The sequence below is a fragment of the Lelliottia sp. EB106-05-01-XG201 genome, assembly GCF_058791735.1.
In genome coordinates, this window is record NZ_JBYTDV010000001.1 from 1,504,670 (window position 1) to 1,526,909 (window position 22,240).

The 22,240-nt window shown below is 59.2% G+C and carries 19 protein-coding genes; 11 read left to right on the forward strand and 8 right to left on the reverse strand.

Going from position 1 to position 22,240, the window contains the following annotated elements; all coding sequences use genetic code 11:
- Nucleotides 1-59: 59 nt before the first annotated feature.
- Nucleotides 60-977: a ribonuclease Z gene (rnz, locus tag AC3WS9_RS07065; protein ID WP_492487495.1), complete on the reverse strand. Its 918-nt coding sequence runs from the start codon at nt 975-977 to the stop codon at nt 60-62.
- Between the two features lie 71 nt (nt 978-1,048).
- Between rnz and AC3WS9_RS07070 the strand changes: the two genes are divergently transcribed.
- The 10 genes from AC3WS9_RS07070 (at nt 1,049) to AC3WS9_RS07115 (ending at nt 10,965) form a co-directional block, all read left to right on the forward strand.
- Entirely contained in the window at nt 1,049-1,510 is a 462-nt protein-coding gene (locus AC3WS9_RS07070; protein ID WP_285149257.1) for a GNAT family N-acetyltransferase, read from the forward strand.
- Between the two features lie 52 nt (nt 1,511-1,562).
- A complete protein-coding gene (gene elaB, locus AC3WS9_RS07075) occupies nt 1,563-1,868 on the forward strand; it encodes a stress response protein ElaB (protein WP_282493628.1) in 306 nt (101 codons plus the stop codon).
- Nucleotides 1,869-1,964: 96 nt separating this feature from the next.
- Nucleotides 1,965-3,260 carry an isochorismate synthase MenF gene (gene menF / locus AC3WS9_RS07080; RefSeq protein ID WP_492487496.1) on the forward strand — a complete coding sequence of 432 codons (1,296 nt, stop codon included), beginning with the start codon at nt 1,965-1,967 and terminating at the stop codon, nt 3,258-3,260.
- An 88-nt stretch (nt 3,261-3,348) separates the two neighbouring features.
- Nucleotides 3,349-5,019: a 2-succinyl-5-enolpyruvyl-6-hydroxy-3-cyclohexene-1-carboxylic-acid synthase gene (menD, locus tag AC3WS9_RS07085; protein ID WP_492487498.1), complete on the forward strand. Its 1,671-nt coding sequence runs from the start codon at nt 3,349-3,351 to the stop codon at nt 5,017-5,019.
- Nucleotides 5,016-5,792: a 2-succinyl-6-hydroxy-2,4-cyclohexadiene-1-carboxylate synthase gene (gene menH, locus AC3WS9_RS07090; RefSeq protein ID WP_492487500.1), complete on the forward strand. Its 777-nt coding sequence runs from the start codon at nt 5,016-5,018 to the stop codon at nt 5,790-5,792. The genes menD and menH overlap by 4 nt, the downstream gene beginning before the upstream one ends.
- Complete coding sequence (gene menB, locus AC3WS9_RS07095; RefSeq protein ID WP_095282734.1) at nt 5,789-6,646, forward strand: 1,4-dihydroxy-2-naphthoyl-CoA synthase; 858 nt, start codon at nt 5,789-5,791, stop codon at nt 6,644-6,646. Before menH ends, menB begins: the two co-directional genes overlap by 4 nt.
- Entirely contained in the window at nt 6,646-7,611 is a 966-nt protein-coding gene (gene menC / locus AC3WS9_RS07100) for an o-succinylbenzoate synthase (protein ID WP_492487503.1), read from the forward strand. Before menB ends, menC begins: the two co-directional genes overlap by 1 nt.
- Nucleotides 7,608-8,969, forward strand: a complete 1,362-nt coding sequence (gene menE / locus AC3WS9_RS07105; protein ID WP_492487505.1) for an o-succinylbenzoate--CoA ligase — start codon at nt 7,608-7,610, stop codon at nt 8,967-8,969. Before menC ends, menE begins: the two co-directional genes overlap by 4 nt.
- 160 nt (nt 8,970-9,129) lie before the next feature.
- Nucleotides 9,130-9,672 (forward strand): YfaZ family outer membrane protein, encoded by a 543-nt coding sequence (locus AC3WS9_RS07110; RefSeq protein WP_282493621.1) that lies wholly within the window; start codon nt 9,130-9,132, stop codon nt 9,670-9,672.
- A gap of 93 nt (nt 9,673-9,765) precedes the next feature.
- Nucleotides 9,766-10,965: a nicotinamide mononucleotide deamidase-related protein YfaY gene (locus tag AC3WS9_RS07115; RefSeq protein ID WP_285146763.1), complete on the forward strand. Its 1,200-nt coding sequence runs from the start codon at nt 9,766-9,768 to the stop codon at nt 10,963-10,965.
- 620 nt (nt 10,966-11,585) lie between these two features.
- On the opposite strand, the gene glpC is transcribed toward AC3WS9_RS07115, so the two are convergent.
- The 3 genes from glpC to glpA are packed head-to-tail and all read right to left on the reverse strand — an operon-like array spanning nt 11,586 to nt 15,650.
- Nucleotides 11,586-12,776, reverse strand: coding sequence for an anaerobic glycerol-3-phosphate dehydrogenase subunit GlpC (glpC, locus tag AC3WS9_RS07120; RefSeq protein WP_492487508.1), 1,191 nt, complete (start codon nt 12,774-12,776; stop codon nt 11,586-11,588).
- Nucleotides 12,773-14,032 (reverse strand): glycerol-3-phosphate dehydrogenase subunit GlpB, encoded by a 1,260-nt coding sequence (glpB, locus tag AC3WS9_RS07125; protein ID WP_492487510.1) that lies wholly within the window; start codon nt 14,030-14,032, stop codon nt 12,773-12,775. Before glpB ends, glpC begins: the two co-directional genes overlap by 4 nt.
- Nucleotides 14,022-15,650, reverse strand: a complete 1,629-nt coding sequence (gene glpA / locus AC3WS9_RS07130; RefSeq protein ID WP_324722758.1) for an anaerobic glycerol-3-phosphate dehydrogenase subunit A — start codon at nt 15,648-15,650, stop codon at nt 14,022-14,024. The genes glpB and glpA overlap by 11 nt, the downstream gene beginning before the upstream one ends.
- 256 nt (nt 15,651-15,906) lie before the next feature.
- Between glpA and glpT the strand changes: the two genes are divergently transcribed.
- Entirely contained in the window at nt 15,907-17,259 is a 1,353-nt protein-coding gene (gene glpT / locus AC3WS9_RS07135; RefSeq protein WP_282495148.1) for a glycerol-3-phosphate transporter, read from the forward strand.
- 97 nt (nt 17,260-17,356) lie between these two features.
- On the opposite strand, the gene yfaE is transcribed toward glpT, so the two are convergent.
- From yfaE to ubiG, 4 genes are all read right to left on the reverse strand, one after another.
- Nucleotides 17,357-17,611, reverse strand: coding sequence for a class I ribonucleotide reductase maintenance protein YfaE (gene yfaE / locus AC3WS9_RS07140; protein WP_282495147.1), 255 nt, complete (start codon nt 17,609-17,611; stop codon nt 17,357-17,359).
- Nucleotides 17,611-18,741: a class Ia ribonucleoside-diphosphate reductase subunit beta gene (gene nrdB, locus AC3WS9_RS07145; RefSeq protein WP_282495146.1), complete on the reverse strand. Its 1,131-nt coding sequence runs from the start codon at nt 18,739-18,741 to the stop codon at nt 17,611-17,613. Before nrdB ends, yfaE begins: the two co-directional genes overlap by 1 nt.
- 118 nt (nt 18,742-18,859) lie before the next feature.
- Entirely contained in the window at nt 18,860-21,145 is a 2,286-nt protein-coding gene (gene nrdA, locus AC3WS9_RS07150) for a class 1a ribonucleoside-diphosphate reductase subunit alpha (RefSeq protein ID WP_492487513.1), read from the reverse strand.
- Nucleotides 21,146-21,502: 357 nt separating this feature from the next.
- Nucleotides 21,503-22,231 carry a bifunctional 2-polyprenyl-6-hydroxyphenol methylase/3-demethylubiquinol 3-O-methyltransferase UbiG gene (ubiG, locus tag AC3WS9_RS07155; protein ID WP_492487514.1) on the reverse strand — a complete coding sequence of 243 codons (729 nt, stop codon included), beginning with the start codon at nt 22,229-22,231 and terminating at the stop codon, nt 21,503-21,505.
- Nucleotides 22,232-22,240 lie beyond the last annotated feature (9 nt).

The following is a 22,240-nucleotide window of genomic DNA, read 5'->3' on the forward strand; positions in this document are numbered from 1 at the left end:
CCTCAAATGAAATGCTTGCCTTTTAATCGTTATCGGCACGCTGAGGGAAAAGTGAAGGGCTAAACGCAAACCTGCCAGAAATCGTGGGCCAGCTCGCACTCTGCGAATACCTCCCGGCACTCCGCGAGCAGCGCCGCGCAGCCCTCGGCGTCGTAGCGGGAGCTGACGTGGGTGACGATCAATTTCTTCACGCCTGCATCCCGCGCCAGGGCCGCCGCCTGACGGGTAGAGCTATGCCCACGGCTGTTGGCTTTCTCTTCCATTGCTGCTTCAAGCGTCGCCTCGTGAATCAGCACATCCACGCCCTGTGCCAGAAGCAGCGCCTGCGGACAGGGTGCCGTATCGCCAAAGATCGCCACTTTTTTGCCGGGAATGGGGGATGCGAGATAATCCTGACCGTTAACCACGCGCCCGTCATCCAGGGTAACGGTTTCGCCGTTTTTCAGCTGCTGGAACAGTGGCCCCGGTTTGATGCCGTCGGCAATCAGCGCTGCAGCGTCCAGTGCACCGGGCTTGTCGTGCTCATCCACGCGATAGCCATAGCACTCCACCGGATGATTCAGCGGCTGCGCCGTCACCCTATAGCGTGGGTCTTCAAAGACCACCCCCTCGGTAATTTCAACCACCTCCAGCGGGTAATCGGTCCACGACCCGCTCAGGCGCAGGGTGGTTTCGACAAATTCCTGAATCCCCGCCGGGCCGTAAATCGTCAGCGGGTTAGCGTTCCCGGCCATTGAGCGGCTGCACAGCAGCCCTGGCAGGCCAAACAGATGATCGCCGTGCAGATGGGTGATAAAAATTTTGTCCAGCTTGCCGGGGTGATACGCGGTGCGTAGCAGCTGATGCTGCGTCCCTTCACCACAGTCGAAAAGCCATAAGCCCGCGTGCGTCGGGTGCTGCAAATCGAGCAATATTGCCGTCACGTTTCGTGATCGGGTTGGCACACCGGCAGACGTACCGAGAAAAATCAGTTCCATAACATCATCAAACTCTATGACTCACGAGAAGTGTTTAGTATAACGGGATGAAATCCAATAAGGAGCCTGACATGATCCAGTGGCAAGATTTACATCATAGTGAACTGACCGTTTCCGCCCTCTACGCGCTGCTTAAACTGCGCTGCGAAGTGTTTGTCGTGGAACAAACCTGCCCGTATCAGGATATCGACGGCGATGACCTGGTGGGCGAGAACCGCCATATCCTCGGCTGGAAAGATGACGAGCTGGTGGCGTATGCGAGGATTCTGAAAAGCGAAGAGGATTATGAACCGGTCGTCATTGGCCGCGTAATTATCAGCAGTAATGCACGCGGGGAAAAACTTGGCTATGCGCTGATGGAGCAAACGCTGAAATCTTGCGAAAAACAGTGGCCAGACAAGGCGTTATACCTCGGCGCTCAGGCGCATCTGCAACCCTTCTACGCCCACTTTGGTTTTGCCCCGGTCACGGACGTGTATGACGAAGACGGCATTCCCCACATCGGCATGGCAAGGGAAGCGAAACAGGCGTAATACGCTGTCGTTGTCTATAGTTAGGGACTGATGCACTCACATGGAGAAAGATATGTCATTTCAATCCTGGGATTCCCGTATCGACGACGACCTGGCGCTGCTAAGCGAAACGCTGGAAGAAGTGCTGCGCTCATCGGGCGATCCGGCTGACCAAAAGTACATTGAGCTGAAAGCGCGCGCTGAACGGGCGCTGGAAGAGGTGAAACACCGCGTCAGCAACGCGTCCGATAATTACTATTATCGCGCCAAAAAAGCGGTTTATCGCGCCGATGATTACGTGCACGAAAAACCGTGGCAGGGCATTGGCGCAGGGGCGGCCGTCGGCCTGGTGCTGGGGCTTCTGCTCTCTCGCCGCTGATTCTGCGCACAAACGGTGACCCCTCCCTAAACGTGGGTACTGCTTTTTCGGCTAAGTACCCCGTATAATGTGAGGTTTTAACAGGGAGAGGTCAGCGTGCATTCGATTTCAGTCGCGATGGAACGTCTTTGCAGCTTTCTGGCGCAAGACTTTCCGGCAACCCCCGGCGTACGCCATATCGACATTGCTTTCCCGTTAAACGATGCCTTCGATCCCCTGGCCTGGCTGGGCGCTCAGGCATCTTATCCCCAGTTTTACTGGCAGCAGCGTAGCGGCGAAGAAGAGCTCGCCGCCCTCGGCGCAGTGCAACACTTCTCCTCACTCGCGCTCGCCCGCCAGTTTCTCAAGACCCATTCGCTTCCTGACGATACCCGTATTTGCGGGCTGAACGCTTTTAGTCCTGAAAAGAGCCATCTGTTCCTGCCGCGTCTGTTATGGCAGCGTTTGGGCGGTGGGGCGACGCTGCGCCTGAACCTGGCGAGCGACCATTCGCTTCAGGACGACGCGCAACAGGCCAGCGCCTTCCTGCAACAGCTCAGTCAGAGCAAACCCATTACTGCCCTCGCGATGCACAAAGTGCGCGAAACGCATCTGCCTGAAAAGCCGGAGTGGCTGCGGCTGGTTTCGCAGGCCACCGACACCATCGAGCGTGGCGCATTCGATAAAGTGGTGCTGGCCCGCGCGACCGATCTGCACTTCGACCGCGGCGTGAACGCCATCGCCCTGATGGCCGCCAGCCGCCGTCTGAATCTCAACTGCTTCCATTTCTGCATGGTGTTCGACGCCCACAGCGCGTTTATGGGCTCCTCGCCGGAGCGCCTGTGGCGTCGGCGCGGCACGCATCTGCGCACCGAAGCGCTGGCCGGTACGGTCGCCAGCCATCCCGACGACGCTCAGGCCCAACGTCTGGGCGAGTGGCTGCTGGCGGACGACAAAAACCAGCGCGAAAACATGCTGGTGGTGGAAGATATCTGCCAGCGGTTGCAACGCCATACTCAGGCGCTGGAGGTGCTCCCGGCGCAAATCGTCCGGCTGCGCAAGGTGCAACACCTGCGCCGCTGTATCTGGACCGAATTACACGACGCGGACGACGAGCAGTGTTTGCTGCTGTTACAGCCGACGGCCGCCGTCGCCGGTTTGCCGCGCCAGTCGGCGCACGACTTTATCCAGACCTTTGAACCCTTCGACCGGGAATGGTATGCCGGTTCGGCGGGCTATTTGTCGCTGGCACAAAGTGAATTTTGCGTGGCGCTTCGCAGCGCGCGCGTCAGTGATTCAGCAGTCAGGCTTTATGCCGGGGCAGGGATTGTCAGTGGGTCCGTTCCCGAGGAGGAGTGGCAGGAGATAGAGAACAAAGCCGCAGGGCTGAGAACACTGCTCCTTATGGATTAATACTGAGTCGCGCAATCCCGATTCATATCAAAATTCAATCACTCTCTATTATTTATACTGTGTCTCAATATTGATACCGGACAATTTCATGTCAGTAAGTTCTTTTAACCGACGCTGGGCGGCGGTGATCCTCGAAGCCCTGACTCGCCATGGCGTCAGGCATGTGTGTATTGCGCCGGGCTCACGTTCTACGCCGCTGACGCTCGCGGCGGCAGAAAACCGGGCGTTTATTCATCACACCCATTTTGATGAGCGCGGTCTTGGCCATCTGGCCCTTGGGCTGGCAAAAGTCAGCCAGGCGCCCGTGGCGGTGATTGTGACGTCCGGTACGGCGGTCGCGAACCTCTATCCGGCCCTGATTGAAGCCGGGCTGACGGGCGAAAAGCTGATTCTGCTCACTGCCGACCGTCCGCCGGAACTGATTGACTGCGGCGCTAATCAGGCGATTCGCCAGCCGGGCATTTTTGCCTCTCATCCGTCCCAGTCCATCGCGCTTCCGCGTCCGACACAAGATATCCCCGCCAGCTGGCTGGTCTCGACGATTGATCATGCGCTGGGATCGCTGCACAGCGGTGCGCTGCACATCAACTGTCCGTTCGCCGAACCGCTGTATGGTGAAATGGACGACACCGGCGTGGAGTGGCAGCAAACCCTCGGTAACTGGTGGCGCAGCGACAAACCCTGGCTGCGCGCTCAGACCCATCTCGACAGCGCAAAACAGCGCGATTGGTTCTTCTGGCGACAAAAGCGCGGCGTGGTCCTTGCCGGCCGCATGACCGCCGCCGAGGGCAAACGGGTGGCGGAGTGGGCGCAAACCCTCGGCTGGCCGCTGATTGGCGACGTGCTTTCGCAAACCGGACAGCCGCTGCCCTGCGCCGACCTCTGGCTGAGTAACGCCAAAGCTGTGACAGAGCTGTCGCAGGCACAAATCGTGGTCCAGCTGGGATCGAGCCTCACGGGTAAGCGCGTACTGCAATGGCAAACCACCTGCGAGCCGGAAGAGTACTGGCTGGTGGACCCGCTGGAAGGACGCCTGGATCCGGCGCACCATCGCGGGCGTCGTCTGGTCAGCAACATCGATGACTGGCTGGACGCCCATCCGGCAGAAAAACGCCAGCCGTGGGCGATGGATATCCCGACGCTGTCGCGCCAGGCCTGGGAGTTAACCTCGCAGCAGTGCGAAGGTTTTGGCGAGGCTGAGCTGGCGCACCGCGTCCGCCAGTATCTCCCGGAGCAGGGCCAGCTGTTTGTCGGCAACAGCCTGGTGGTGCGTCTGATTGATGCCCTGGCAAAACTGCCTGCCGGGTATCCGGTCTACAGCAACCGTGGCGCGAGCGGGATCGACGGTTTGATCTCCACCGCGGCGGGCGTGCAGCGCGCGAGCACCAAATCGACGCTGGCGATTGTCGGGGATTTATCGGCCCTGTATGACCTCAACGCGCTGGCATTGCTGCGCCAGGTCTCCGCACCGTTCGTGCTGATTGTGGTCAACAATAACGGCGGGCAGATTTTCTCCCTGCTGCCGACGCCGCAAAGCGAGCGCGAGCGTTTCTACCTCATGCCGCAAAACGTGCAGTTCGAGCACGCCGCGGCAATGTTTAGCCTCAAATACCGCCGCCCGCAAAGCTGGGCGGAGCTGGATGAGGCCATGAGCCGCGCCTGGAAACAGCCGGGCGCCACGCTGATTGAGCTGGTGGTCAACGATTCCGACGGCGCGCAGAAGCTGCAAAACCTCCTCGCCCAGGTGAGCCATCTATGATCCTCGCCGGGGAAATGCGCGCCGGAAAACCAGGCCTCCCCTGGCTGGTGTTCCTGCACGGTTTTTCCGGCGATCACCGTGAATGGCAGAGGGTAGGGGCGCAGCTGCCCGACTACCCGCAGTTGTATCTCGATCTCCCCGGCCACGGCGGTTCACAGGATATGGCCGTGACGGGTTTCAGCGACGTCAGCCAGCTTCTGAGCAATACGCTCCTTAGTTACAACATACTTAACTACTGGCTGGTGGGGTACTCCCTCGGCGGCCGCGTGGCGATGTTTCATGCCTGCCAGCAGCCGCAAGGGCTGGCGGGGCTGATTGTGGAAGGCGGTCATCCTGGCCTGCGCGACGCCTCAGAGCGAGAGGCGCGATCCCTGTCTGATCAACGCTGGGCGCAACGCTTTCGCGATGAACCCCTGGCGTCAGTCTTCCAGGAGTGGTATCAGCAGCCGGTCTTTGCCTCCCTGACAGTCGCCCAGCGCGACGAACTGGTTGCCCTGCGCAGCCAAAACAACGGCGCGACCCTGGCGGCCATGCTGGAAGCCACCTCTCTGGCGGTACAGCCTGATTTACGTGCGGCGCTCAGCGCCAGCAACATTCCTTTTCACTATGTGTATGGCGAGCGCGACGAGAAGTTTGCAGCCCTCGCGGCTGAACTTCACGCCGAACGCCATGTGATTCCCAATGCCGGACACAACGCCCACCGGGACAATCCCGCTGCGGTTGCCGCGAGTCTGGCGCAGATACTGCGTCTTCGAACAAAGGACATCCTATGATCTACCCTGATGAACAAATGCTCTATGCACCCGTTGAATGGCAAGACTGCTCCGAAGGCTACACGGATATTCGTTACCACAAATCTGCCGACGGCATTGCCAAAATCACCATTAACCGTCCGCAGGTGCGTAACGCGTTTCGTCCTCTGACCGTCAAAGAGATGATGCAGGCCATGGCCGATGCGCGCTACGACGACAACATCGGCGCGATCGTGCTGACCGGGGAGGGCGACAAAGCCTTCTGCGCGGGCGGCGATCAGAAAGTGCGCGGCGACTACGGCGGATACCAGGATGACTCCGGTGTACATCACCTGAACGTGCTCGACTTCCAGCGCCAAATCCGCACCTGTCCAAAACCTGTTGTCGCAATGGTCGCCGGTTACTCCATCGGTGGCGGCCACGTGCTGCACATGATGTGTGACCTGACGATTGCCGCTGAAAACGCCATCTTTGGCCAGACCGGTCCGAAAGTCGGCTCCTTCGACGGCGGCTGGGGTGCCTCCTACATGGCGCGCATCGTGGGTCAGAAAAAAGCGCGTGAAATCTGGTTCCTGTGCCGTCAGTACGACGCCAAAGAGGCGCTGGATATGGGCCTCGTCAACACCGTGGTGCCGATTGCCGATCTGGAAAAAGAGACCGTCCGCTGGTGTCGCGAAATGCTGCAAAACAGCCCGATGGCGCTGCGCTGCCTGAAAGCCGCGCTGAACGCCGACTGCGACGGTCAGGCCGGTCTGCAGGAGCTGGCGGGTAACGCCACCATGCTGTTCTACATGACCGAAGAAGGACAGGAAGGCCGCAACGCGTTTAACGAAAAACGCCAGCCGGACTTCAGCAAATACAAACGGAACCCGTAATGCGTCGCGCGCAGGTTTACCGCTGGCAGATACCGATGGACGCGGGCGTGGTGCTGCGTGAACGGCGGTTAAAAACCCGTGACGGTCTGTTCGTCCATTTGCAGCAGGGCGAAAAGCAGGGCTGGGGCGAAGTCTCGCCGCTGCCAGGCTTTAGCCTCGAATCGCTGGACGACGCCCAGGCGGCGCTGCTGAGCTGGGTTAACGCCTGGCGCGACGGCGCTTCTCCGGTGCTGCCGGATGTGCCTTCTGCTGCCTTCGGGATTAGCTGCGCGCTCGCCGAACTGGACGGCACGCTGCCGGAGGCGGCGGATTATCGCGCCGCGCCGCTCTGTTCCGGCGATCCGGACGAGCTGTTTGTGGCGCTTGCCGCCATGCCGGGCGAGAAAGTCGCTAAGGTCAAAGTGGGCCTGTACGAAGCGGTACGCGACGGTATGGTCGTTAATCTGCTGCTCGAGGCGATCCCGGATTTGCGTCTGCGTCTGGACGCCAACCGCGCCTGGACGCCGCTCAAAGCGCAGCAGTTCGCGAAATATGTCAATCCGGTTTACCGCAACCGCATCGCGTTTATGGAAGAGCCGTGCAAAACCCGCGACGACTCGCGCGCCTTTGCACAGGAGACGGGGATTGCCATTGCCTGGGATGAAAGCCTGCGCGAGGCAGATTTCGAGTTTATCGCCGAGCCGGGTGTCAGCGCGGTGGTGATCAAACCGACGCTCACGGGCAGTCTGGATAAGGTGCGCGAGCAGGTCGCGGCGGCCCACGCGCTGGGGTTAACCGCGGTAATCAGCTCCTCCATCGAGTCGAGCCTCGGCCTGACCCAACTGGCGCGGATTGCCGCGTGGCTGACCCCGAACACCATTCCGGGGCTGGACACGCTCAATTTGATGCAGGCCCAGCTGGTGCGCTGCTGGCCGGACAATGCGCTCCCGCTGGTGGACGTTGAGGCGCTGGAGCCGCTGCTATGAGCTTTACCGACTGGCCGTGGCGACACTGGTGTCAGCAGCAGGCCGATAAACCGGCCCTGCGCCTGAACAGTGAGATTCTGACCTGGCATAAGCTGTGTCAGCGCGTCGATGCGCTGGCCAGCGGCTTCCAACAGCAGGGCGTGCAGGACGGCGACGGCGTGATGCTGATGGCGCAAAACCACCCTGACACGCTGCTCGCCTGGCTGGCGCTGCTGCAATGCGGCGCGCGAATCTTACCCGTTAACCCGCAGCTTCCGCGCCCGCTGCTGGACGTGTTAATTCCGCAGATGACCCTGCGCTTTACCCTGCTGCTGGACGGCGATTTCGACGGATTGCCGCAGCTCGCGATGCGCGAATCCGCAGGCGTCCACGCGGCCCCATGGCAGCCAGAGCGACTGGCGTCGATGACGCTGACCTCCGGCTCCACCGGCCTGCCAAAAGCGGCGGTACACACCTGTGAGGCCCATCTTGCCAGCGCGCAGGGCGTGCTCTCCCTGATGCCCTATGGCGAAGACGATGACTGGCTACTCTCGCTCCCGCTGTTTCACGTCTCCGGGCAGGGGATTCTCTGGCGCTGGCTGTTGGCCGGTGCCCGTTTAACCGTGCGTGAAAAACAGCCGCTGGAGCAGATGCTGCAGGGCTGCACGCATGCGTCGCTGGTCCCGACGCAGCTCTGGCGCCTGCTGAATAACCACGACCCCGTCGCCCTCAAAGCGGTGCTGCTGGGCGGCGCGGCGATCCCCGTTGAGCTAACTCTTAAGGCGCAAGAGCAGGGCATCAGAAGCTGGTGCGGCTATGGCCTGACGGAGTTTGCCTCCACAGTTTGTGCGAAAGAAGCCGATGGCAAACCTGACGTGGGATATGCGCTGCCCGGCCGTGAAGTCCGCATCGTTGACGGTGAGGTCTGGCTGAAAGCGAAATCGATGGCCAGCGGTTACTGGCGCGACGGCGGTTTAGCGCCGCTTGCCAATGCGCAGGGCTGGTTCGCAACTCGCGATCGTGGGGAGCTGCGCGATGGCCGTCTGACGATTGTTGGACGCATGGATAATCTGTTTTTCAGCGGCGGCGAGGGCATTCAGCCGGAAGAGCTGGAGCGCGTAATTAGCGCACATCCGCTGATTCATCAGGTGTTTGTCGTGCCGCTGGATGACGCCGAGTTCGGTCAGCGCCCGGTGGCGGTGGTCGAGTGCGCCGAAAACGCCGATATCGGCGCGTTTCCCGAGTGGGTCAGCGACAAGCTGGCGCGGTTCCAGCAGCCGCGACACTGGCTGGTGTTGCCTGCCGAGCTGAAAAGCGGTGGGATCAAAATCTCCCGTCGGGCGTTACAGCAGTGGGTTAATGCTTTTCTGAAAGGCTAGTCCGTTAATTGACCTTAACACTGCTTGCAAAAAAGCCGGAAAGTTTCAAATCGTTACAAACTAAACGTCATACGCACTGATAGCGCATTGATCCCAGGCCCGCACGGGTTAAAATCGCGCGGTTTTGGGATATCTATTCAATGAGTGCGGGATCACGACAATGAAAAAAGTGGCATTACTGGGCCTGAGCGGCCTGATGTTTGTATCTGCAGCGGCAAACGCAATTTCTTTCAGCGGCCAGGCGGGTAAAGATTACACCCACCTTGGTTTTGGCATGGGCACGGAGACCTCCGGCCTGGCGATGACCGGCGGCTGGACGCATAACGATGACGACGGCGATGCGGCAAGCCTCGGCCTGGGTCTGAACATTCCGCTGGGACCATTCCTGGCGACCGTGGGCGGGAAAGGGATCTACACCAACCCGAACGACGGCAGCGAAGGCTACGCGGCGGCAGTGGGCGGCGGTTTGCAGTGGAAAATCGGCGACAGCTTCGGCCTGTTTGGCGAGTACTACTACTCTCCGGATTCCCTCTCCAGCGGTATCGACAGCTATGAAGAAGCCAACGCCGGTGCGCGCTGGACCATCATGCGTCCAATCACTATCGAAGCGGGCTACCGCTACCTGAACCTCGCCGGTAAAGACGGCAACCGCGACAACGCGCTGGCCGACGGCCCGTACGTTGGTGTGAGCGCAGGTTTCTGATTTTCAGGTGCGGCGTCCTGCCGCACCTGTTTCTTTCTTCCCCCCACATCGGTTTGCGCTATAGTGTTTCCACTCAATACGTGGGAGAACACGATGATAAGCGTGGAAATGTTGTCCACTGGCGATGAAGTGCTGCACGGACAAATTACCGATACCAATGCGGCCTGGCTGGCCAATTTTTTCTTTGAGCAGGGATTACCCTTAACGCGCCGCAATACCGTCGGCGATAGCCTCGAGTCACTCGTCAACGTGCTGCGCGAGCGCAGCGAGCATGCGGATGTGCTGATTGTGAACGGTGGCCTCGGGCCGACCAGCGACGATCTCAGCGCGCTGGCCGCCGCCACGGCAAAAGGCGAAGGGCTGGTGCTGCACGAAGCGTGGCTGACGCAGATGGAGCGCTTCTTTTCCGATCGCGGGCGGGTGATGGCCCCCAGCAACCGCAAGCAGGCGGAAATACCCGCCAGCGCTGAATTTATCAATAACCCGGTCGGCACGGCCTGCGGGTTTGCCGTCAAGCTGAACCGCTGCCTGATGTTCTTCACCCCCGGCGTCCCCTCTGAATTTAAAGTGATGGTCGAGCAGGAGATCATGCCGCGCCTGCGCGAGCGATTCACGCTGCCCGAGCCGCCGATTTGCCTGCGTCTCACCACTTTTGGCCGCTCGGAAAGCGATCTGGCGCAAAGCCTCGATCCCCTCGAATTGCCGGAAGGAGTGTCGATGGGCTATCGCTCCTCGATGCCAATTATCGAACTGAAACTCACCGGCCCGGCGACACAAAAAGCGGCGATGCTGGCGGCATGGCCGGAAGTGCAGCGCGTGGCAGGTGAAAACCTGATCTTCGAAGGCACCGAAGGATTACCGGCGCAAATTGCCCGTCATCTGCAGGAGCGTCAGCTGAGCCTGACCTTAAGCGAGCAGTTCACCGGTGGTTTGCTGGCGCTGCAGCTCTCGCGGGCCAACGCCGCGCTGCTGGCGAGCGAAGTGGTACCGTCTCAGGAAGAGACTCTGGCGCAAACCGCCCACTGGACGGCCGATCGTCGGGTGAATCATTTCGCCGGGCTGGCGCTGGCGGTGACAGGTCTGGAAGACGATCATCTTAACTTTGCCCTCGCCACGCCGCAGGGCACCCATGCGCTGCGAGTGAAAATGAGTGCCACGCGCTACAGCCTGCCGGTGCGTCAGGAAGTGTGCGCGATGATGGCCCTGAACATGCTGCGCCGCTGGCTGAATGGGAAAGATGTTGCGAGCGATCATGGGTGGATTGATGTGGTGGATACGCTGTTTATTGAATAAATGAGTTCGGGAGGCAATGCCTGATGCCCTTTACAGAAGTAGTGGAATCGTTCCGTTCACTTCATTTCCTCTGCTTCCTGTCCGTTCCTCTGCGGTGAACGTGTAAAGGGCGCTCGCCGCCGCGCCCTTTACAATCCCGGCTCCAGGCCAGGAAAATCGCCGCTTCGCGGTGCCCTCAGCTTATTCCTTGCGGCTATCGGGTCGGGCGCGATCCTGCATCCATGCAGGTCGCACCCTCTCGGCGCTTCCCTGCGCCTCGACCCGGCCTCCAGGAAACGCTTCGGCGATTTTCAGCCGGACTCCCGCTCCCTCCAGCTTTACAGCCGTCTGAATGTGGCACCGGTGTGGGCCCCCGCAGAAATCGGCGAACCGGAGGCCGGATGACAAGGGCTGGACGCCAGGGATGGCGGCCAGAGGCGAAACGAGACAGGAAGTCGAGTCGAGCCGACCGCAGGCAGTTGGCCGGGAGGTGAGCGCAGTGCGAAGCACCGATTTCATGGCGGGGCGCGGGGATTGACAAGGGGGCCGCGCAGCCCCCTTGTCACGTTCACAGGTGAAGAAGCCTTTATGTTCTGCCAAACATGAGGTGAACGGAAAAACCTCAGATGCTTAACAATTAGCTACTGCAATGCTTTCGCCAGCAGCGAAATCGGGTGCTCGCAGCGCTTGCTGGTGGACATCTCAATCTGCCATTTACAGGTCTCGCAGTCGGTCACCACCAGATCCGCGCCACTCTCTTCAATCTGCTGGAACAGCGGCGCACCGATGGCCTGTGAGGTCGGGTAGTTTTCGCTCTTAAAGCCGTACGTTCCCGCAATCCCGCAGCAGCGCGAATCCAGCACCGTCAGCTCCAGCCCTGGAATCAGCCGCAGCAGCTCCAGCGTGTAGATCGCCCAGCCCATTTTCTCCATATGACACGGCGTGTGATACACCACTTTTAGCGGCAACGGCTTAAGCGGCAGCGTCTGGCCGCTATCGAGCTTGCGCCAGATAAAGCGCGTCGCCAGTTCGATGTGCTCGCGCAGGCCGCTGTTATCGACGTCCAGCAGATGCGGATATTCATCGCGCAAGGTGAAGGTGCAGGTAGACGAAGTGGCAAGCACCGGAATGCCTTTGTCGACAATTGCTTCGCGCAGGGAAGTCACGTTATGCCGGGCCTGTTTGCGCGCTTTGTCGGTAAAACCGTTGGCAATCAGCGGCACGCCGCAGCACTTCTCTTTATTCAGCAACTGCACGCCGGTGCCCATTGCGTTAAGCACCTTGACCAGATCTTTCCCCAGCTGCGGGTGGTTATAGTTCACGTAACAGCCGTGGAAAAACGCGGCCTGGTCGGCGTATTGCGCCTGTTCAGCGGCGACAGATTGATACCAGCGGCGGAAGGTGCCGTGGGAGTATTTCGGCAGGCTGCGGTGATGATCGATTTTAAGCGCCACGTCGAGCAGTTTGCGCACCGGTTTCAGGGCGGTGGCCGCATTGACCAGCGGGGCGAACGGGGTGGAGAGGCTGCCCATCAGATCCGTGTGGCTCAGAATCGCATCGCGCAGGGTCGGTTTCTGTGTGCTGTACTGCGCCCGCGCGCGCTGGATGATGTCGCCGATTTTGACGTCAGACGGGCAGGCGACCTCGCAGCGCTTACAGTTGATGCAGTATTTGAGCGCCTCATCGTACAGGGCGCCATCTTTCAGGCGCAGACGCTCGCCGTCCGGCCCGGCCTGTTTCGGACCGGGATAGCGAGGGTTCACGCTGCTGACCGGGCAGACGGTGGTGCAGAGGGTGCATTTGATGCAGCTTTCAAAACGGGTATCGTTCATGGGTGTTCTCCCGCACGCTGGCAAATCTGTTCGGCCACCGCCAGCGCGGTAATGGCGCACACGCCGCCTCCGCAGCCCTGGGCTATCGGGTCAAAACCGCCGAGTACCGAACCTATGGCGTAAAGATTGTCGACAGCCACGCCGGAAAGCTGCGGGCGCAGGCGATCGTCGGTAATGACCCCGAACTGCTGCCACGGTTGTGGGGTAAAGAAGTCGCTCTGATACCAGTCGGCGCGAGAGGCGCTCTGGCGTACGTCGAGGCCCATTACCGCCTCGCGAATGCCTTCGCGGGTGCTGAGCAGGCCGTTGCTGAAGAAGCTCCCGCTCGCCAGCACCACGAAACGGGCGCGCAGCGGGATATCCTCGTGGTTGCGCGTCCAGACTGCGGTAGCTTTGCCTTCCTCCAGCGACACTTTTTTGACCTCATCGCCCGCCATCCACACACCGCCCTGGGCGACAAACTGGCGCTGGAGCTGATTGTGCAGACGAATGCCCGGTACGGAAGGGGGAAGCGTAGGCAGGAGATGCAGCGGGCAGGGGAGGCGGTCGGAAAGCCAGCGCCACAGACGGTTATCCGTCAGCCCAAAGCAGGCGGGCATGTACAGTGCGTCGACGCCCTGCGCCAGCGGTTTTAAAGCGTCGTAAAGCGTCGTCCAGTGAACGTCGTTATCCAGCAGACGGGCGATATTCACCGCGCGAAACTCACTGGCGTTGTCGCGCAGGACATCCAGCTCCGGCAGCTCAATTTCGACGGTGTCCGCCTCGATCCCCTGATGACGCAGCGAGGCGGCGGCGAGGTGGGCCTGAAAATCAAGAAAGCCGCTAATGCCGACGACGCGAACGCGCTGGGTTTGCGCGGGGGCGACAGGCACCTCTTCCGGGCTGAGCCACGCGCTGCGCAGGGTGCCCAGCGGCGTGACGCGCTGATGGTTTTGCCCGGCGTTACCCTTTAAGCGCGTGCCGCACGCCGCGAGCAGCGCTTCGGTTTCCAGTGCCAGACGGGAAATATTGTCGACGCCCACCCGACGGTAAGGATGTTCTGGCGGCAGGGCCTGCGGGTTTTCCAGCGCCGTCAGCGGATTCTGCACGGATGACCCGTCGGCCATCGCGCCGAGCAGGTCCAGCGAGCCGGATGAAAAATGCAGCGCACTTTGACCGCGCGTGATGATGGCGCAGCGCTGGCCGCGTTGCGTCAGCTTCAGACCGCACATCAGCCCGGCCAGACCGCCGCCGATAATCACCGTATCAAACTTCATCGTGCTGCTCCTTTTCCAGTCCGCACAGTCCCTGATAGACCCAGCGGGTAAATTCGCTTTCGCGCAGCGCGTCGCCCCAGGCGATAGGCTGCACCCCTTTCCAGCGCTCGTTGAGGAACTCGCTGAGCTGTGTCAGTGATTGCGCTGAGGTGGTCACGTTAAACCGTTGCAGAAGACCGGCCGCGCGGCAGGCGCACAGCTCGCCCTGACAGGTGCCCATCCCAACGCGGGTGCGGCGGCGCAGATCGAGCAGATTATTGACCGTCAGGTTTTCGACCGCGTACTGCACTTCCCCCGCCGTGACGGCTTCGCATTCGCACACCAGGCTGCGGCTGAGACGGCCCTGCCCGAGCCAGACGGGCGTGCGATCCCCGTGACGGTAAATGGCTGAACCGCGCAGCGGCGCGGGCAGGGAGATGATTTTTTGCAGCGTTTTTTCGGTCGGCTCCTGCGAACCCGGCAGCGGACGTTCCGCGGTGGTGCAGGGCTGCGTATTGCCCAGCTTGCGGCACACGGCGTCCGTTGCCCACTGGGCCATCAGCCGGTAGGTCATCAGCTTGCCACCGGTGATGGTGATAAAGCCTTCCAGCCCGTCGCGCGCGGCGTGATCCAGCAACACAATGCCGCGGCTGACGTTGCGTCCGCTCGGGTCGTCATCGCTGGCCACCAGAGGACGCACACCGGCATAGGCGCGCAGAATGCGGGTTTGCGCCATGATCGGGGCCAGTTTTTCCCCCTCGCGCAGCAGGATATCCACCTCTTCGGCGGTGACGCGGTTGCTGTCGATGTCGTTGTAATCAATGTGCGTCGAGGTGGTGCCAATCAGGGAGATGGTATCGCCGGGCACCAGAATGTCGGCGTCAGACGGTTTGCGACAGCGGTTGATGACGTGATTGTTGATGCGATGATCGAGGATCAGCAGCGAGCCTTTGGCCGGGAACATGCGAATGGAGAGATCCGCATATTCGGCAATGCGTTGGCCCCAGATCCCCGCCGCGTTTACCACCACGCTGGCGTACAACGCGCTGTGTTCCCCGTACAGATGGTCGTAGACACGCACGCCCCGCACTCTGTCGCCTTCGCGGATCAGCCCCGTCACTTCGTGGGCGGTCAGAACGGTCGCGCCGTGCTCGCGGGCATCCAGCATGTTGGCCGCCGTCAGACGGAAGGGGTCGACGGTGCCGTCGGGAACTTTCACCGCGCCCAGCAGCGCAGGGTTTACCGCCGGTTCGATGCGTCGGGCAAGCTGAGGATCGATCGCTTCGGCGGAAATCCCGGCCTCCGTGCAGGCGGTAATAAAGGTTTGCTGAAAGGCGAGATCGTCTTCGGGCAGGGTGATAAACAGGCCGCTGGTCGGCTCAATGCAGTGGCGGGCGATGCGTTTGAGGATCTGATTTTCGGCAATGCACTCGCGCGCGGATTCGTTATCGGTGACGGCGTAGCGCGCGCCGCTGTGGAGCAGGCCGTGGTTACGCCCGGTTGCACCGGTGGCAATGTCATGACGCTCGAGGAGCGTCACGCTCAAGCCTCGCAGGGCGCAGTCCCGCGCCATTCCGGCGCCCGTTGCGCCGCCGCCAATGATAATCACATCGCTGTAACGGGGATCGCGGATTGTCATTGTCTTCCCTCATGTTCGTTTTTTACCATTTAGCCACATCAAAAATGGGGTTTGTTTGATTTCGAACATAATCGAGCATAATACGAAAATGAAACGTGATTCCGTGCGCCTTTTTGCGCACTGTGTCATATTTCTGTAACAATTCGTGCGTTGATTCACAGTAACAATCGTTGTGATTATTTAACATCCCCGCCTCTCTGGAGCCGGGGTGAAGTATAACGCCCCGGCAATTCAATACATGGCCACGGAGGCTGTTATGCTCAGTATCTTCAAACCTGCCCCGCATCGGGCGCGTCTGCCAGAAGCAGAAGTCGACCCGCTCTATCGCCGCCTGCGCTGGCAAATCTTCCTCGGGATTTTCTTTGGCTATGCCGCCTACTATCTGGTGCGTAAAAACTTCGCGCTGGCGATGCCGTACCTGGTCGAGCAGGGTTTTTCACGCGGTGACTTAGGTTTTGCCCTGTCCGGCATTTCCATTGCCTATGGTTTTTCTAAATTCATTATGGGATCCGTCTCGGATCGCTCTAACCCGCGCGTCTTCTTACCGGCGGGGCTGATCCTCGCGGCGGCGGTGATGCTGTTTATGGGCTTTGTGCCCTGGGCGACGTCGAGCATCGCGGTGATGTTTGTTCTGCTGTTTGTCTGCGGCTGGTTCCAGGGGATGGGATGGCCGCCGTGCGGACGCACCATGGTTCACTGGTGGTCGCAGAAAGAGCGCGGCGGGATTGTGTCGGTGTGGAACTGCGCCCATAACGTCGGCGGCGGTATTCCACCGCTGCTGTTCCTGCTGGGAATGGCGTGGTTTAACGACTGGAAAGCGGCGCTGTACATGCCGGCGTTCGGCGCGATTCTGGTGGCGATGATTGCCTTTGCCCTGATGCGCGACACGCCGCAGTCCTGCGGTCTGCCGCCGATTGAAGAGTATAAAAACGACTATCCGGATGACTACAGCGAGCAGCATGAAGAGGAGCTGACGGCGAAGCAGATCTTCATGAAATACGTCCTGCCAAACAAACTGCTGTGGTACATCGCGGTGGCGAACGTGTTTGTCTATCTGCTGCGCTACGGCATCCTCGACTGGTCGCCGACCTACCTGAAAGAGGTGAAGCATTTCGCGCTGGATAAGTCCTCGTGGGCCTATTTCCTGTATGAATACGCCGGGATCCCGGGGACGCTGATTTGCGGCTGGATGTCGGACAAAGTGTTCAAAGGCAACCGTGGCGCAACGGGCGTGTTCTTTATGACTCTGGTGACCATCGCGACGGTCGTTTACTGGCTCAACCCTCCGGGTAATCCGGGCGTGGATATGGCCTGTATGATCGTGATCGGCTTCCTGATCTACGGCCCGGTGATGCTGATCGGTCTGCATGCTCTGGAGCTGGCACCGAAGAAAGCCGCAGGGACTGCCGCGGGCTTTACCGGTCTGTTTGGCTATCTCGGCGGGTCGGTCGCGGCCAGCGCCATTGTTGGCTACACGGTCGATTTCTTCGGCTGGGACGGTGGCTTTATGGTGATGATTGGCGGCAGCGTGATGGCGGTGTTGCTGTTGATCGTGGTGATGATTGGCGAGAAGCGTCATCATGCGGAGATGATGCAGAGACGCGGATAATCAGACGCATGTATTGCCGGGTGGCGCTGCGCTTACCCGGCCTACAAAACCCGTAGGCCCGTGCAAGCGTAGCGCCGCCGGGCGTGTCGTTCAGGCATTACATCTCAATTTCAATATCGCCTTTTGCCCGGCAGCAGCAGGGCAAAATTTCCCCTTCGTGGATAAATGCCAGCGGCTCCGTGAGCCAATCAACCTGGCCTGCCACTAAACGACAGCGGCAGGAGCCACAGTAACCGGCGCGGCACTGGTATTCGACCTCAACCTGATGCGACTCGAGCGCCACCAGCAGGGAAGGGTGCTCTTCGCGGCACAGCACTTCTGTGCCGGAAAGGCTTAGCGTGACTCGGCTCATCAGAGCTGGAAATCGCTCAGGTCGTCAGTGTTCACTTCGGAATCAATCTGACCGACCAGGTACGAACTCACTTCCACTTCCTGCGGCGCAACCTGTACGTTATCGGACACCAGCCAGGTGTTGATCCACGGAATCGGGTTAGAACGCGTTTTGAACGGCAGCTCAAGGCCCACCGCCTGCATGCGGATGTTGGTGATGTACTCCACGTACTGGCACAGAATGTCTTTGTTCAGACCGATCATCGAACCGTCGCGGAACAGGTAATCTGCCCACTCTTTCTCCTGCTGCGCGGCCAGCACAAACAGGTCGTAGCACTCTTGTTTACACTCTTCGGCGATTTCAGCCATCTCCGGATCGTCCACGCCGCTGCGCAGCAGGTTCAGCATGTGCTGAGTGCCGGTCAGGTGCAGGGCTTCGTCACGGGCGATCAGGCGGATGATTTTGGCGTTACCTTCCATCAGCTTGCGCTCAGCGAAGGCAAACGAGCAGGCAAAGCTGACGTAGAAGCGGATCGCTTCCAGCGCGTTGACGCTCATCAGGCACAGGTACAGCTGTTTTTTCAGGGCGCGCAGATTCACGGTCACGGTTTTGCCGTTCACGTTGTGCGTGCCTTCACCCAGCAGATGCCAGTAGCTGGTCATTTCGATCAGCTCGTCGTAGTAGTGGGCGATGCCCTCGGCGCGTTTCTGGATCTGCTCGTTGGTGACGATGTCGTCAAACACCACCGCCGGATCGTTGACGATGTTGCGGATGATGTGGGTGTAGGAGCGCGAGTGGATCGTCTCGGAGAACGCCCAGGTTTCGACCCAGGTTTCCAGCTCCGGAATGGAGATCAGCGGCAGCAGCGCCACGTTCGGGCTACGACCCTGTATGGAGTCCAGCAGCGTCTGGTATTTCAGGTTGCTGAGGAAGATGTGCTTTTCATGGTCCGGCAGCGCCTGGAAGTCGATACGGTCGCGGGAAACATCCACTTCTTCCGGACGCCAGAAGAAGGAGAGTTGCTTTTCGATCAGCTTTTCGAAGATGTCATATTTTTGCTGATCGTAGCGTGCCACGTTGACCGGCTGGCCGAAGAACATCGGCTCTTTGAGCTGGTCGTTTTTCGTCTGTGAAAAGGTGGTATATGCCATTAATGTGGGTCCTGTAGGAGTGTAATGCCGGATGGCGCTTCGCTTATCCGGCCTACAACACCTTGTAATTATGTAGGCCGGATAAGGCGTTTACGCCGCCATCCGGCAAAAGACAATACTAGATCTTACACGCGCCGCTTTCGCAGCCATCGTCCTGGATAGAAGGTGCCATGTCATCCTGCGCATCTTCAGCACCGTCACGGGTGTTGTGATAGTACAGGGTTTTCACGCCAAATTTGTAGGCGGTCAGCAGATCTTTGAGCAACTGCTGCATCGGCACTTTACCAGACGGGAAGCGCGTCGGGTCATAGTTGGTGTTAGCAGAGATCGACTGGTCGATAAACTTCTGCATGATGCCCACCAGCTGCAGGTAACCGTCGTTATTCGGCATCTCCCACAGCAGTTCGTAGTTATTGCCAAGCAGTTCGTAATCCGGCACCACCTGACGCAGCACGCCATCTTTCGACGCTTTGATGCTCACGTGGCCGCGCGGCGGCTCAATGCCGTTGGTGGCGTTGGAGATCTGCGAAGAGGTCTCGGACGGCATCAGCGCGGAGAGCGTGGAGTTACGCATACCGTGAGTTTTGATGGACTCACGCAGGCCTTCCCAGTCGAGATGCAGCGGCTCGTTCACGATACCGTCCAGATCTTTCTTGTAGGTATCGATCGGCAGAATGCCTTTCGCGTAGGTAGTTTCGTTGAACCACGGGCACGCGCCTTGCTCTTTCGCCAGCTCGTTCGAGGCTTTCATCAGGTAGTACTGAATAGCTTCGAAGGTTTGGTGGGTCAGGTTGTTGGCGCTGCCGTCGGAGTAACGCTTACCGTTTTTCGCCAGCCAGTAGGCAAAGTTGATCACGCCAATACCCAGGGTACGACGGCCCATTGCGCCACGTTTTGCCGCAGGGATTGGGTAGTCCTGATAATCCAGCAGGGCATCCAGGGCACGAACCGCCAGCACCGCCAGCTCTTCCAGCTCGGACAGGCTCTTGATCGCGCCCAGGTTGAAAGCGGACAGGGTGCAAAGTGCGATTTCACCGTTTTCGTCGTTAACGTCGTACAGCGGTTTGGTCGGCAGGGCGATCTCCAGGCACAGGTTAGACTGGCGCACTGGCGCGATGGCCGGATCAAACGGGCTGTGGGTGTTGCAGTGGTCGACGTTCTGGATGTAGATACGGCCAGTAGAGGCACGTTCCTGCATCATCAGGGAGAACAGATCTACCGCTTTCACGCGCTGCTTACGGATGCTGTCGTCGTTTTCGTATTGGGTGTACAGACGCTCGAACTCGTCCTGATCGGCGAAGAACGCATCGTACAGACCCGGGACGTCAGACGGGCTGAACAGGGTGATGTCCTGGCCTTTCAGCAGGCGGGTGTACATCAGCTTGTTGATCTGTACGCCGTAGTCCATGTGACGAACGCGGTTGCCTTCGACGCCACGGTTGTTTTTCAGGACCAGCAGGCTTTCGACTTCCAGGTGCCACATCGGGTAGAACAGCGTCGCAGCGCCACCGCGAACGCCGCCCTGCGAGCAGGATTTCACGGCGGTCTGGAAGTGTTTGTAGAACGGAATACAGCCGGTGTGGAACGCTTCACCGCCGCGAATCGGGCTGCCCAGCGCACGAATACGACCGGCGTTGATGCCGATACCGGCACGCTGGGAGACGTATTTCACAATCGCGCTGGAGGTGGCGTTGATGGAATCCAGGCTGTCGCCGCACTCGATCAGGACGCAGGAGCTGAACTGACGAGTCGGGGTGCGCACGCCAGACATGATCGGCGTAGGCAGAGAAATTTTAAAGGTAGAAACCGCATCATAGAAACGCTTCACGTAGCTCAGACGCGTTTCACGCGGATAGCCGGAGAACAGGCATGCGGCGACGAGAATATACAGGAACTGCGCGCTCTCGTAGATTTCGCCCGTCACGCGGTTCTGCACCAGGTATTTGCCTTCGAGCTGCTTCACCGCGGCGTAGGAGAAGTTCATGTCGCGCCAGTGATCGATAAACCCGTTCATCTGCTCGAACTCTTCTTCCTTATAGTCTTCCAGCAGATGCGTGTCGTATTTGCCCAGCTCAACCATTTTCACTACGTGATCGTGAAGCTTTGGCGGCTCAAACTGGCCGTAGGCTTTTTTACGCAGGTGGAAAATGGCCAGACGTGCCGCGAGATACTGATAATCTGGCGCTTCGCGGGAGATCAGGTCTGCCGCCGCCTTGATGATGGTCTCGTGGATGTCAGAGGTTTTAATGCCGTCATAGAACTGAATGTGAGAACGCAGCTCAACCTGGGAGATAGATACGTTATTCAGTCCTTCTGCTGCCCAGTCGAGAACTCGATGGATTTTGTCGAGATTGATGCGCTCAGTGGTACCGTCGCGCTTTGTCACCAGCAGACTCTGATTCATGTGGGTTTTTACCTGTCCGTGAATTACCGTGAAATAGAAATATCCCCCGTTTATCCACAGAACTGCCTTGTGACTAAGTCTGTGGATAAATACTACATATAGGGGTTTTGCGATTAAATGAACGCTATATGGTGAGTATTCTAGTATCGAATCATTTCAGTACAAGGGTTGATTTTGAGGTTAAATTGAGGTTGTGAAAGGTTAAAAAAGCCTAAGTCCTCGTACTGTAAGGCCTGGACGACATGTCAATAATTTAGAAAAAAAATTCAAAATTTGATCGAGTGCTGATTTCTTCAACGGGAGGTCAAAATTGCGCAACATGATGCCGCGCAATCTTTATAAGAATAGTTGATGACGTTAGTCGTTTTTGGAGGTTGCGTGCAACATATAGTTAACATCTACGCCCGGCGCGAGCTTGAATTTATCCGTTAACGGATTGTAATGCAGACCGGTGATGTGCTGCTCTTTGAGCCAGGTGCCATCGACCCAGCCTAACAGCTCCGCCGGTTTGATGAATTTCTTCACGTCGTGCGTGCCTTTCGGCACCATCCGCAGCACATATTCCGCACCTACGACCGCCATCAGCCAGGCTTTGCCGTTACGGTTGATGGTCGAGAAGAAGACCTGGCCGCCGGGTTTGACCAGCGCTGCGCAGGCGTTAACCACCGACTGCGGGTCAGGGACGTGCTCTAACATCTCCATGCAGGTGACGACGTCATACTGATGGGCGTGTTTCGCCGCGTGCTCTTCCACCGTCTCCTGAACGTAATCGACCTGAATACCGCTCTCGAGTGCATGCAAACGGGCGACCTGTAGCGGCTCAAAGCCCATATCCAGCCCGGTGACCGTAGCGCCTTCGCGCGCCATGCTTTCAGCCAGAATGCCGCCGCCGCAGCCGACATCGAGCACTTTTTTACCGAACAGACCGCCGGAACGCTCCGCGATATAGCCCAGACGCAGCGGGTTAATGCGGTGCAGAGGTTTGAACTCACCTTCGAGATCCCACCAACGGGATGCCACCGCTTCAAATTTGGCAATCTCGTTGTGGTCAACGTTGTGAGCTACCGGGGATTTTTCGGCATTCATGGGCGCTTT

Bases quoted from the DNA above. Each gene is read 5' to 3' on its own strand.
- nrdA (WP_492487513.1), bottom strand. From the start codon at position 21,145: ATGAATCAGAGTCTGCTGGTGACAAAGCGCGACGGTACCACTGAGCGC.
- AC3WS9_RS07070 (WP_285149257.1), top strand. From the start codon at position 1,049: ATGATCCAGTGGCAAGATTTACATCATAGTGAACTGACCGTTTCCGCC.
- ubiG (WP_492487514.1), bottom strand. From the start codon at position 22,231: ATGAATGCCGAAAAATCCCCGGTAGCTCACAACGTTGACCACAACGAG.
- yfaE (WP_282495147.1), bottom strand. From the start codon at position 17,611: ATGAGCCGAGTCACGCTAAGCCTTTCCGGCACAGAAGTGCTGTGCCGC.
- elaB (WP_282493628.1), top strand. From the start codon at position 1,563: ATGTCATTTCAATCCTGGGATTCCCGTATCGACGACGACCTGGCGCTG.
- rnz (WP_492487495.1), bottom strand. From the start codon at position 977: ATGGAACTGATTTTTCTCGGTACGTCTGCCGGTGTGCCAACCCGATCA.
- menH (WP_492487500.1), top strand. From the start codon at position 5,016: ATGATCCTCGCCGGGGAAATGCGCGCCGGAAAACCAGGCCTCCCCTGG.
- menD (WP_492487498.1), top strand. From the start codon at position 3,349: ATGTCAGTAAGTTCTTTTAACCGACGCTGGGCGGCGGTGATCCTCGAA.
- glpB (WP_492487510.1), bottom strand. From the start codon at position 14,032: ATGAAGTTTGATACGGTGATTATCGGCGGCGGTCTGGCCGGGCTGATG.
- glpT (WP_282495148.1), top strand. From the start codon at position 15,907: ATGCTCAGTATCTTCAAACCTGCCCCGCATCGGGCGCGTCTGCCAGAA.
- nrdB (WP_282495146.1), bottom strand. From the start codon at position 18,741: ATGGCATATACCACCTTTTCACAGACGAAAAACGACCAGCTCAAAGAG.
- glpC (WP_492487508.1), bottom strand. From the start codon at position 12,776: ATGAACGATACCCGTTTTGAAAGCTGCATCAAATGCACCCTCTGCACC.
- menE (WP_492487505.1), top strand. From the start codon at position 7,608: ATGAGCTTTACCGACTGGCCGTGGCGACACTGGTGTCAGCAGCAGGCC.
- AC3WS9_RS07115 (WP_285146763.1), top strand. From the start codon at position 9,766: ATGATAAGCGTGGAAATGTTGTCCACTGGCGATGAAGTGCTGCACGGA.
- menB (WP_095282734.1), top strand. From the start codon at position 5,789: ATGATCTACCCTGATGAACAAATGCTCTATGCACCCGTTGAATGGCAA.
- AC3WS9_RS07110 (WP_282493621.1), top strand. From the start codon at position 9,130: ATGAAAAAAGTGGCATTACTGGGCCTGAGCGGCCTGATGTTTGTATCT.
- glpA (WP_324722758.1), bottom strand. From the start codon at position 15,650: ATGACAATCCGCGATCCCCGTTACAGCGATGTGATTATCATTGGCGGC.
- menC (WP_492487503.1), top strand. From the start codon at position 6,646: ATGCGTCGCGCGCAGGTTTACCGCTGGCAGATACCGATGGACGCGGGC.